Source organism: Dokdonia sp. MED134, assembly GCF_000152925.2.
In the GTDB taxonomy this organism is placed as follows: Bacteria; Bacteroidota; Bacteroidia; order Flavobacteriales; family Flavobacteriaceae; genus Dokdonia.
In genome coordinates this window covers 2686881-2700116 of record NZ_CP009301.1, presented here as the reverse complement: position 1 = coordinate 2700116, position 13236 = coordinate 2686881, and the positions used below count along the sequence as shown (strand labels likewise).

At 40.0% G+C, this 13236-nt stretch carries 6 protein-coding genes; 5 read left to right on the top strand and 1 reads right to left on the bottom strand.

What is annotated here, in order from left to right; all coding sequences use genetic code 11:
* Positions 1–29: 29 nt before the first annotated feature.
* Positions 30–3839, bottom strand: coding sequence for a type IX secretion system sortase PorU (porU, locus tag MED134_RS11880; RefSeq protein WP_038599436.1), 3810 nt, complete (start codon positions 3837–3839; stop codon positions 30–32).
* Positions 3840–4052: 213 nt separating this feature from the next.
* Between porU and gldJ the strand changes: the two genes are divergently transcribed.
* The 5 genes from gldJ (at position 4053) to galE (ending at position 13226) form a co-directional block, all read left to right on the top strand.
* Positions 4053–5714: a gliding motility lipoprotein GldJ gene (gene gldJ, locus MED134_RS11875; protein ID WP_038601236.1), complete on the top strand. Its 1662-nt coding sequence runs from the start codon at positions 4053–4055 to the stop codon at positions 5712–5714.
* Between the two features lie 70 nt (positions 5715–5784).
* Entirely contained in the window at positions 5785–7059 is a 1275-nt protein-coding gene (locus MED134_RS11870) for a UDP-N-acetylmuramoyl-tripeptide--D-alanyl-D-alanine ligase (RefSeq protein WP_038599433.1), read from the top strand.
* 90 nt (positions 7060–7149) lie between these two features.
* A complete protein-coding gene (gene glpK / locus MED134_RS11865; RefSeq protein ID WP_038599430.1) occupies positions 7150–10329 on the top strand; it encodes a glycerol kinase GlpK in 3180 nt (1059 codons plus the stop codon).
* Positions 10330–10509: 180 nt separating this feature from the next.
* Complete coding sequence (locus MED134_RS11860; protein ID WP_038599427.1) at positions 10510–12153, top strand: solute:sodium symporter family transporter; 1644 nt, start codon at positions 10510–10512, stop codon at positions 12151–12153.
* Positions 12154–12203: 50 nt separating this feature from the next.
* Entirely contained in the window at positions 12204–13226 is a 1023-nt protein-coding gene (gene galE / locus MED134_RS11855; protein WP_038599425.1) for a UDP-glucose 4-epimerase GalE, read from the top strand.
* Positions 13227–13236: the final 10 nt, after the last annotated feature.

Sequence of the window (13236 nt, the reverse complement as noted above, 5' to 3'; positions counted from 1 at the left end):
GTAAATATAGACTTTTATTTTTTTTATAATTATAAGATTACAAGCTTCTCGATTTTCTCCACTCGCTTGTTTGTTAACGTAGATTTTACGGTTATCTTATAGATGTACACACCTTTTCCTATTGCTTGGCCAAAGTCATCTAGACCGTCCCAGGTGATATCACGAGACAAAAACCCTTCTGTCATCACAGACTGATTTATAGTCTTCACAACCTTACCTGTAACCGTAAATATCTGAACCTGAACATCAAGAGGCTCAAACGGACGATTATGATTAAACCAGAACTCTGTATAATTTACAAATGGATTAGGGTAGTTAAGGACATTCTCAAGCTCTATCTCATCATCTCCAAGAACAACAAATTGCAACTCTGCAGTAGATGAATTATTATAAACATCCCAAGCTTTAAATGAAAGTGTATGAGGACCCGGCTCTAAATTTCTAATTTTTCTAGCAGCTGTTCCTTTCATAAAATTATCAACCTCGGTCTCGTAGAAGTCATTCATAATAATAGGATTAGTTTCATCTCCATCTATAATCGCTACTATATCGTGACCTATACCACTAGCAGTGTTTATACCATTCTCATCTTCGAGTTTTGCCAGAATAATAGGAGAGTCATTTGTAATACCACCGTTTACAAAGTTTTCATCATTCATAAAAAGACGTATCCTAGGCCCTAGGTTATCTTCTGGAGCATCTTCATTAAGACCTCCTATAATGATGGTTTCATTTACTCCTGCCTGATCTTCTAAAACTCCCAGTCGCTCTGCATAAAAATTGAGTCTCCCGTTACCTAGTGGTATTGCTGTATCTCGTGGCATTCTAAATGTAAATTCAAAATTACCATTAGTCACTGAGGCCTGACCTCTATAGAGTACAGCTCCTAGTGTAGTAAAATCCATTATTGCAAGATCTCCTCCTATTTGTACTCCGTCATTACCTAGTGTTTGTCTCTCTACACGTTTATCATATAAGGTCACAGCAAGTGTGCCTGTATAATTTGTAAGCGTTTGCCCGAATTCTGTGGTCACTCGTCCATTAATTTTTACAAGATCCAGTGCTTTCAGAACAGGTAACTCCTCAGTAACGGGTACGTCATTTACTGCGCTCAATTGTATATCTGGTTTTGGAAAAGCTAGCTTCATAGCAGGATCGCCCACAAAGAATATTACCCTTCTTAACGGGTCAGAAATACCATTTTTTGAAGCTCTTATATTTTCTGCGACGCTCTGTACCTCATTAGTCCCGAAAGAATAGAGTTGCTCTACGAGTGCATTATTAAATTGTACTCCAAGCGTTACTGTTATCTCACGAGTTGTAGTAACAAGTCCTACGGCTCCCCCTTCTGCATTCCAAAAAAGCTCTTCACCACCAGTAGGTCGCTCTGGGTTATCAAATTTTCCAAACTCACACGTAACCGTTACCACAAGCGGTAATCGCTCACCATTATCAAGATTGTCAATTTCATTTTGAGTAACTATAGCCTCGGCTGCGAGAAGTTCTTCTCCACCGTGACCAAGGTAAGTCACAACAAGTGAACCTACTTCTATCGCATTTTCTATAGCTTCATTTACCTGAGGATACCTATCCCCACCAGCTGAAGATTGCTGCTGAAAAGCATCACTATGTATTTTTATAACATTTACAAAGGGCTTCTCTACACTTATCTGATCTCCTAAATTATCGAGCGTGCCCTGAAGCTGAGTAAACTCAAATGCCTCATCTACATCATCTGAGACAAGGACAAAATTATTACGCCACCTACCATAAGATGCTCTTGCGTCATAATTAATAATTTTATCTACTACTGTATTTGCCAGTTGTGGTGTATCAGCCACAATGCGCCCTACAGCCAGATCTAATTTATCTGAGGCGAGCATCCTTCCCTCATCTGGATCTAGGGAGCCATAAAAATCGTCACTCATAAAAGAACGCACAAGACTAAAACTATCAAAAGTTTGATATGTGGGCATTACATTATTATTACCTGTGATACGATTTTTATAATCTACAGAGGTATCTCCAAAGAGACATACGTATTTAAGCCTATTTGCATCAGACGATGCGTTTTCATAAACATATCTCACAAAATTGCGTATTGCCCCAATATCTGCCTTACCTCCACCAAACTCTTGATATATCTGCTCTAGCGTTACTGTCTTGACGTTAAGACCTCTAAAATCTCTATTATGTTGTGCTAACCTTTCGGCTTGTGACAAGAGTGTGTTACCAGTAATCATAAGATAGTCTACATCTTGAAAGCTACCGCTACTATTCAAAAATATAGTGCCCTTTAAATTTTGATTACTTACCAAGGCACTACCTCCCTCACGAAGCGGCTCATAATAATCTGATGGGTGTACCGCTACAAAACGCCTATCTGTACCAAGATTACTTTTAAAAGTAATAGCGCTCTGATCTTGTATCTGCAAAGCACGCACACTTGCCTGGTTTGTCACCTCCCATATCTGAGAATACCCCTGGGCATTAGAAAATGTATATGCCCCTACACCTGTCTCTAGAGCAGCATTTACATTGCGAAAATTAAATTGCTCTCCTGTACCACTTAACTGTGACGGCACCTCTAGACTTATAAAATCTAAATAACCGGTACTAGAAGGATTTCCACTATTATTGTAGGTAAGGGTAACCGTTACTTCTTCACTCGTAATGGGAACTTGTACCTCAAGCTCATCTCCCCTTGCAAGCACAATACCATTAATAGGTAAAATAGGTATAGAGCCTACACCAGCACCATTTACCGAAACATCAAAAGACGTAGAACTCTCTGATGTTGCTGCAGCTACCACCCGCAAGCTTGCTGTCTGACCGGCAACTACGTTTGTAAACTCAAAATCAAAAGACTGCTCATTCTCAAAACTAAAAGATTCTCCAAACCACCTTCTTCCTATTTTAACTAGACTTACCTCATCCTCTTCATAAAACTCATAATCATCATACGTGCTATAAGTCACAGAGGCCACCCCTGCAGGCTCTACATACGCCTGGATGCGCTGTCCATTATTACCATCTACGGTTATAAAATAATATGACCTGTCTGCATATGGATTAATGTGTGTATCTAGCTCTTCGTGATATGTTCGTGTGCTTTCTCCATAAAACAAGACACCATCATTTGAGTCAAAAGAGCCATCTTGACCCCCTTCTATTTGTACGGCAATCTCCCTCAAATCAAACTCTGTATTATCACTATTGAGAAATGGTAATGGCGAACCTCCATACCCGTATACTTTTATTTTTGAAGGATCAATGTTGTTTACATTCATCCCAAGGCTTTGCAAAAAGTTCCGGCTTATGCGGTGCACTCCAGTTTCCTCTACATAGAACTTATAAAAATTACCAGTTGCAAGTACACTATTTGTAATAGGCAAGGATGAGAATTGTTGAGATTGCGCTTTCGCGAAAGCGTAATTAACCCCAGCGCTCACTACTCTTTTTATTTGGCCATTTTGATTTACAAATGGATTAAATGTAATAACTCCATAATTTTTATCTCTAGCGCGAGCCGCCTTAATCTTAGGACGCACCTGTGATGGCAAATCATCCTTATTAATTAGCCCCTGTAGGTCGTATGGCAATGGCTCTAGCTGTATGTTTACAAACTGTGTTGTGACAGGATCCAGACGAGTAGCTGTAGGAAATTGCGTATGATACTCCCAGTTACCTTCATTATCTTGTGAGAGATTAATAGACTCTAATGTGTTGCCAGCACTGGTACTCCTTGTCATCTCACCCCAATCAAGGCGTAATTGCTCCGTTTGTGAGAAAGCAGTGATTGTAAGTAATAAAAATAATAAGGTAATGGTAGATCTCATTAGTATGGTAACGCAGTGGCGCAGGGCTTAGTATTAAAGCTGAGGCAATGGCAGTATTTTTTTTGTATAGACAATAATAAAGAATAAATCACGCCGTTACTAATGAGTTACCTATAACTAGTTAATATTTTTTTGGGTTCGACGTCGTAAAATGCTTGCACTTTAACGAGTTATTACTATATTGCAACCCCAAATCTAATGAACCTAATACCTATGAAACCACACTTAGCATTAAAAATGCTGGCGCTTGCTGTGATATCTCTTTCAGTAGCAAGTTGCAGTAAATCAAACGACTACAAAGATTCCTCTAGAGGAACTGGCTGGAAAGTAGACGGTAAAAACGGAGGTTTTAAACTTAAAACAGATTATGAAGAGCAAGCTACGGGACCAGGACTCGTATTTGTAGAGGGAGGTACTTTTACAATGGGTAAGGTACAAGATGACGTAATGCACGACTGGAATAACTCTCCAAACCAGCAACACGTACAATCTTTTTATATAGATGAAACTGAGGTTACTAACGGGATGTACCTAGAATACCTTGACTATCTTAAGAAGGTTTTCCCTCCAGAAGAAGAAAATTACAGAAACATTTACAAGGGAGCACTTCCTGATACATTGGTATGGAGAAACCGTCTTGGTTTTAACGAGACTATGACAGAAAACTACCTACGTCACCCTGCATATGCAAACTACCCTGTGGTGGGTGTGAGCTGGATACAGGCTGTAGAGTATGCAAACTGGAGATCTAACCGTGTAAACGAGTTAATTCTAGAAGAGCAAGGGTTTACGGCTAGAGGGGCTAGATTTGATGTAGACGCAAGCTCTACTTTTGATACAGAAACATACTTAAACGCACCAACACTAACCTATGGAGGAAGTGATAGTCTTGCTCGTGGTGGAAAATCTAGTGAGCGTAGAATGAAGCAAAATGATAGTACGAACATTTTTGTACAACGTTCTGACGGAGTTCTTTTACCAAACTATAGACTACCTACAGAAGCAGAGTGGGAGTATGCAGCTCTAGGTCTTACAGAGTTAAGAAGCTACAATGTTTATCGTGGTCGTAAAAAATATCCTTGGGATGGATCATACACAAGATCGTCTAGTAGACGTACTCGTGGAGATCACTTAGCAAACTTTAAACAAGCAGATGGTGATTACGGAGGAATCTCTGGATGGTCTGATGATAATGCAGATATCACCGCAGAGGTAAAGAGCTATGAGCCTAATGACTTTGGCCTTTACGATATGGCTGGTAACGTGTCTGAGTGGGTAGCAGATGTTTATAGACCTATAGTAGATGATGAGTTTAATGACTTTAACTACTACCGTGGTAACGTTTACACAAAGAATGCAATAGGAGAAGATGGAAAGGTAAAAGTAGTTACTACAGACTCTATCGTATATGATACACTTGCAAACGGAAGTATTATCGCAAGAGATTTACCTGGAGAAATATTACAGGTACCGGTAGATGAAGATGAGACTTACCTAAGAACTCAATTTTCTACAAGTGACAACCGTAACTTTAGAGATGGTGACAGAAGATCTACAAGATACTTTGAGTCGTTTAATGACGATGCAGAAAATCCAGAATCTGGCAAAAAAATGTACAACTCGCCACAACATAGAGTTGAGCAAGATAGTGCCGGAACAATAGAGCGCCGTTATGATGACTCTAACAATAGAACGTCTTTAATAAATGACGAAGTGCGTGTTTACAAAGGAGGTTCTTGGAGAGACAGAGCTTACTGGCTTGACCCAGCACAGCGCCGTTTCTTACCACAAGGTATGGCAACAGATGATATTGGTTTCCGTTGTGCGATGTCTCGTGTAGGATCAAAATCAAAAACCGGAAAGAGAGCTAGATAACCCTCTTAATTAACATATATCAAAAAGCCCTCTCTCGTGAGGGCTTTTTTAATACAACAGTTTACAAGATATGACTATAGCAGAGTTGCATTTTCATTTTTTAGATAGCAATGGTGTTTGTACAGATACAAGAAGCCTTGAGAAAAATCAAATTTATTTTGCGCTCAAAGGCGAAAACTTCAACGGAAATAAATTTGCCCAGCAAGCCCTTAAATCTGGAGCGTCTCTAGCAATTGTAGATGAAAAAGAATATGTTACAGATAGGTCTGTGCTTGTAGATGATGTTTTAAGTACTTTACAACAACTTGCAAATTATCACCGCAACTACCTAGACATACCCATCATAGGCATCACAGGTAGTAACGGAAAAACCACTACAAAGGAACTTATTTATGCCGTGCTGTCTGAGCAGTACAACGTTATTGCCACAAAAGGCAATCTCAACAATCACATAGGGGTACCACTCACCCTACTAACTATGGATGCTAGCACAGAAATAGGTATTGTAGAGATGGGCGCAAATCATCAAGGGGAGATAAAAATGCTGTGTGAGATTGCACAACCTAATTTTGGGTATATCACAAACTTTGGCAAAGCTCATCTAGAAGGCTTTGGAGGTTTTGAGGGTGTGATAAAAGGTAAAAGTGAACTTTATAATTACCTCCGAGAAAACAATGAGCTCGTCTTTATAAATGATCAAGATGAGATTCAAGTACGACAGTCTGCAAATATTGTTTCAAAAACCTTTGGCTCATCACAAAGCGAGTACCCAGTATATCTAGAAGATGGCTCAGGAAACTTAAAGATTACTGTAGGTGAAACCACGATTACAAGTAATCTCATAGGTACATATAACTTCTCAAATATTGCTGTAGCTATGGCTATGGGCAATCACTTTGACGTGCCACTTACCCACATCAAAAATGGCATAGAAAAATATGTGCCGTCAAATAATAGATCACAAATTATTGACAAAGACACATACAAGATTATACTAGACGCTTACAATGCCAACCCGACAAGTATGGCTGCTGCATTAAAAAACCTGCAAGCCACAGGCACAAATGCAATTGCATTTATAGGAGATATGTTTGAAGTGGGTGAAACCTCAAAAGCAGAACATCAAGCCATTTTAGACCTTGCACATAATCTTAACATCTCAAAAGTCTATGCGATAGGCCCAGATTTTGGAACTTCTTCTCCTCACCCTGAACAAAAAGTTTATGGGAGTTATGACGCTTTCGCGAAAGCGTACTCAAAACAAATACCAGCAGACACAACAGTACTTATAAAAGGATCGCGAGGTATGAAAATGGAGCGTATCTTAGATATTCTCGCCTCTTAACTATTGCTTCATACATAAGGCGGTGATGTTTTAAGAACTGCCGTTAATACCTTAACTTTAAAAGCCACGTACACGTAAGGTTTTTAAAGTATGGATAAGAAATATATTGTTGCCTTTGACCAAGGTACCACCAGCACACGAGCTATCATTTTTGACAATAAGGGTACTATAAAGAATATTGCCCAAAGAGAACTCAAACAACATTACCCACAACACGGCTGGGTTGAACACGACCCTCTTGAAATTTATGAAGCCCAAAAAGCTGTTTTTAAAGAAGTTATATCAACTTCTGATATTGGTGCGGAAGAAATTGCTGCGATAGGTATTACAAACCAGCGAGAGACCACCGTAGTCTGGGATAAAAATACTGGAGAACCTGTTTATAATGCGATTGTGTGGCTAGACAAGCGTACAAAAACTATATGTGAGCAACTCAAATCAAAAAACTTAGACGAGTATGTGCGTAAGAATACTGGGCTCATCATAGACTCTTACTTTTCTGGCACAAAGATAAAATGGATTTTAGACAACGTACCAGGAGCATCTGATAAAGCAGCGCAAGGTGACCTCCTTTTTGGAACGATTGACACTTGGCTTATTTGGAAGTTTACAAACGGCAAAATACACGCTACAGATCACTCTAACGCGAGTCGCACGATGCTCTACAACATCATAAATCTAGAGTGGGATAAAAAACTACTAGATGCACTTACCATACCTACCTCAATGTTACCACAGGTACAGAACTCTGCATCACATTTTGGCGAGATTACAACAAATGGCATCAGCATTCCTATAAGTGGTGTTGCAGGTGATCAACAAGCTTCCCTCTTTGGTCAAGGAGGGTACAAGTCTGGTGTGGCAAAAAACACCTACGGCACCGGTTGTTTTGTACTTATGAATACGGGAAAGAAACCATTTAAATCTAAAAATGGATTACTCACTACCCTCTGTGCAAGTTTACCAGATGGCAAAGTAAAATATGCCCTCGAGGGATCCATCTTTGCTGGAGGTGCTTCTGTACAATGGTTACGTGATAAACTAGATGTTATAGACCACGCTCAAGACACAGAAAGCATCTGTGTAAACACCCCAGCTACAGATGATCTCTACGTCGTACCCGCATTTGCAGGGCTAGGCGCTCCGCACTGGGATATGGACGCAAAGGGAGCCATATATGGTCTCACACTAGACTCTACAAAAAATGATATTATAAAGGCCACTGTAGATGCCATTGCATATCAAACCAGAGATGTACTCGATGCAATGATAGAAGACTCTGGCAAGCAAATGAAAACCCTTAGAGTAGATGGGGGAGCTACGGCAAATAATTACCTAATGCAGTTTCAGTCTGACTTACTTAACGTACAAGTAGACCGCCCAAAAATGCTCGAAGTAACAGCATTAGGCGCAGCCTTTCTTGCAGGTATACAATCTGGTATTTGGAACAAAAAAGACATTGCCAAGATACGCCAAGTAGACACCATCTTTGAACCTAAAATCACTCAATATGAGCGATCAAAAATATATACCGGTTGGAAAAATGCTGTCGCAAGAACAAAGAGCACTACAAACCAAATGCTAGCTACGCAAGAAGACACACCACTTAGGTTTTCTGTACTTGATAGGCAAAGACAATTACAACGAGCGCAGCAAGAAAAATTTGACCTCATCATCATAGGTGGTGGCGTTACCGGGGCTGGTATTGCACTAGACGCATCCTCACGAGGGATGAAAGTATGCCTTATAGAAAAAAATGATTTTGCCTCAGGAACAAGTAATAAATCTACAAAGCTCATACACGGCGGCTTGCGCTACCTAAAACAAATGGAAATAGGACTTGTAAAAGAATCAGGTAGTGAGCGTGCTATTGTGCACACTCTTGCCCCTCACCTCGTAGTTCCAGAAAAGATGTTATTACCACTCATAGAAGGAGGAACTTACGGTAAGATGATGACTGCAATAGGCCTTAAAGTATATGATTTTCTTGCAAATGTAGAGGGAGCTGATAAACGCAAAATGTTAAGCGCAGAAGAGACTGCATCACGAGAACCCTTACTTAATACCAAAGATCTCATAGGTGGTGGTTACTATGCAGAGTATCGCACAGATGATGCGCGCCTTACGGTAGAACTTCTTAAGAAAGCTGCAAGCTTTGGTGCCACCATAATTAATTATTGTGAGATGACCTCTTTTAAGTATGATGCAAAAGGTAAAATCAAAAGCCTACACTGCTATGATCACAATAACGATAAGTCATTTAAACTTAAAGCACAAAACTATGTCTCTGCGGCAGGTCCCTGGGTAGATCTATTAAGAAAGAAAGATCACTCTATGAACAGTAAGCACCTACACCTTACAAAGGGAGTGCATATTGTTTTCTCTAGGGAGCGTTTCCCGCTTACACAATCTATCTATTTTGACGTGCCAGATGGACGTATGATTTTTGCCATTCCGCGTGGCAGGTCAACCTATGTAGGTACTACAGACACAAATTACAGTGGCAATCTCAACAGAGTGGTTGCTACGCAGGCAGACGCTACATATTTACTAGACGCTACAAATAATATGTTTCCAGACCTGCAACTCAAAATAGATGATATTGAGTCAAACTGGGCAGGCTTACGCCCTCTTATACACGAAGATGGCAAAGACCCATCTGAGTTAAGTAGAAAGGATGAGATTTTTGTCTCAGAGACGGGTCTTATATCTATTGCTGGTGGTAAGCTTACGGGATACCGCAAGATGGCTCAACGAGTAATAGATAAAGTACTTAAAGATATCCCAGAAAAGAAAAAAAGTCACCTCGTCACCTCCTATACAGATAAGATACCCCTCACTGCTACTCCATTATCAAATACCGAAGAGGTAGACGCTTACCAAGTCACTATTGCAAAACAACTTGAGACAGCGGGTATCATAGACTCCTACCAGAGCTGGTACCTCGCCACCACTTATGGTAAGCAAAGTGATACCATAATCTCAAAGATGAGTTACTTCTTAAATGACGACCCAGAAGAGCGACTCTTAAGAGCAGAGGTATGGTACAGTGTACACCACGAGATGACTAACAGCCTTTCGGACTTTTTTGTGAGGCGTACGGGTAGACTTTACTTTGACATCCATTCTGTACATCTCTATCGTGATCTTGTGCAAGAAGATATGATACAATACTTAGGGTGGGACGAAGCTCGTGTGGCAAAAGAAAACAAGTACCTCGATCTCTTACTACAAGACGCAAGTGCTTATTATGAAAGCGAGTTTGCCTAAAAAACTACACCCCATAGTTAAAAGCATTAGTAATGAGAATTATACAATGTTGAGGAGACCGCTTTCGCGAAAGCGCAATAAAAACACGCAAACGTTATAGTAACAAGGTTCGCAATAGAAGTGCTAATATTCTATTAAAAAGTCATATTTTAGACCCTAGACTAATAAATACTTAACCATATGGGACTCATTTCATTTCTTGGATTTACATTGCTAGTAGCAGGATACGCCTGGTGGAAAACCCGCGGCACAGACGAAAAAAGTGCAGACGGATACTACCTGGGAGGAAGAAGCCTAGGAGCACTTACCATAGCAGGGTCTTTACTACTTACAAACCTCTCTGCAGAGCAAATAGTAGGTCTCAATGGTCAAGCATTTTCTGAGGGTATCTTAGTAATGGCGTGGGAGACACTAGCAGCCATTGCGATGGTTGTAACGGCTGTTTATTTTTTACCAAAATATATGCACAAAGGTATCACGACGATACCAGAATTTATAGAAGAACGCTTTGACGAAAACACAAAAGCCATACTCTCGATCTTATTCTTACTAGCCTTTGGGGTAGTTCTCCTTCCTACTATACTCTACTCTGGGTCTATCGCATTTAGTACAATGTTTGACTTACCAGAATTACTAGGCCTGTCTGACGCTGCTACCATAATGGTATGTGTATGGACTATAGGGCTTATAGGTATTGTTTATGCCATATTTGGAGGGCTTAAAGCTGTAGCCGTATCTGACCTTGTAAATGCAATAGGCCTCTTGATAGGTGGGTTGTTAATCCCTTATTTTGGACTTAAGCTTATAGGTGACGGTAATGTAGGCGATGGACTCAACGAGCTATGGGCAGAAAATCAAGATAAATTTGATGTAACAGGTGATGTAACTTCTTCTATTCCTTTTGGAACAATTTTTACTGGGATGATGATTGCTCAGATTTATTACTGGGGTACTAACCAAGCGATTTTGCAACGTGTTTTTGGCGCAAAGAGCCTTAAAGAAGGGCAAAAAGGGATGATGCTCGCAGCATTTGTAAAATTCTTAATACCTGTGATAGTAGTACTGCCAGGTATTATTGCGTGGCACCTTTTTGGTGAAAACTTAGAATCTGCAGATAAGGCGTACCCTGTCCTTGTAAAAGAAGTATTACCACCTGCCCTAGTAGGCTTTTTTGCAGCCGTACTTTTTGGAGCGGTATTAAGCTCATTTAATAGCTTATTAAATAGTAGTGCTACACTGTTTGGTTTTGACTTATACAAGAAGTTTTTTAACCGCGACGCATCAGAGCATAAAGCGGTAAAAGCAGGTAAAATATTTGGACTTGGCCTTGCTATTGTGGCTATGATTATAGCTCCTTTTATTGCAAACGCGCCAGATGGATTATTTGATTATATACAGCAAGCACTAGGTAGTTTAAGTGTACCTATACTTTCTGTAGTATTAGTAGGTATTGTGAGTAAACGAGTGCCAGCAATAGGAGCAAAAATCGTGATGATTGCCGGAGTGATTATGTACTTAATAAGTATGTACCTCCGCCCTATCTTTCAAGAAAATGCTCTTACCGAAGCTGCTGCAAATGGAATTACAGACGCTGGAGAACTGGCAATTATAGAAGCAGAGGCTTTTCCTCACTTTTTACACGTGATGGGTATCTTATTTGTTGTAAATATTCTAATAATGCTTCTTGTGCGTGTTTTAAAGCCAAAACAAGATATCTACGTCCCAAAACAAACAGAAGCCATAGACACAACACCTTGGAAATATGCTTGGATTGTAGGCCTTTGTATCGTGTTACTTGTATTAAGCACGTATTTCATTTTTTAAAAAAGGGTTGAGTACGCTTTCGCGAAAGCAAAAAAAGAACACGCACCACTATGAAAATATTAGTCACCGGCGGATTAGGGTTTATAGGTTCTCATACCGTTGTAGAGTTACAAACTAAAGGCTACGATGTTATTATTATAGACGACTGTTCTAATGCTTCTCAAGAGGTGCTTGCGGGTATAACTGCCATAACTGGTATAGAGCCTGCTTTAGAAATTTTTGACCTACGTGAGAAAAAGCTTGTTGAAGATTTTTTCAATAAACACACAGACATAGGTGGAGTGATTCATTTTGCCGCTTCAAAGGCGGTGGGTGAAAGTGTAAAAAACCCGCTTCTGTATTATGAAAATAATATAGGGACGCTTACATACATACTACAACAGCTTAAAAAACTTGAGCTTCCTACATTTATTTTTAGTTCTTCGTGTACCGTTTATGGGCAGGCAGACGAGTTACCTATAACCGAAAGTGCACCCGTTAAACCAGCGGCTTCTCCATATGGAAACACAAAGCAGATAGGTGAAGAGATTATAAGAGATACCTGCTCAATACTGCCAGAACTAAAGGCGATAGCATTAAGATACTTTAATCCCATAGGAGCGCATCCTTCTACACATATAGGTGAATTACCGCTGGGAGTACCAGCAAATCTTGTTCCCTATATCACTCAGACGGCCATAGGACTTAGAGAGGAGCTATCTGTTTATGGTAACGACTACCCTACTCCAGACGGCACAGCCATACGCGATTATATACACGTAGTAGATCTAGCAAAAGCGCACGTCGTAGCTCTGGAGCGTTTACTTAATAACAAGAATAAATCTAACTACGAGGTCTTTAATATAGGTACTGGTACTGGTAGCTCTGTGATGGATGTTATCACTTCTTTTGAGAACGTTTCTGGTAAAAAATTAAATTACAAAATTGTAGCCAGAAGACCTGGTGACGTAGTTGCCGCTTATGCAGATACTACACTGGCAAATCAAGAGCTAGGCTGGACAGCAAAAAGTAGTCTAGATGATATGCTAGCAAGCGCTTGGAAATGGGAGCAAAAAGTGCGAAGTATTGAGTAACTTTATTCTC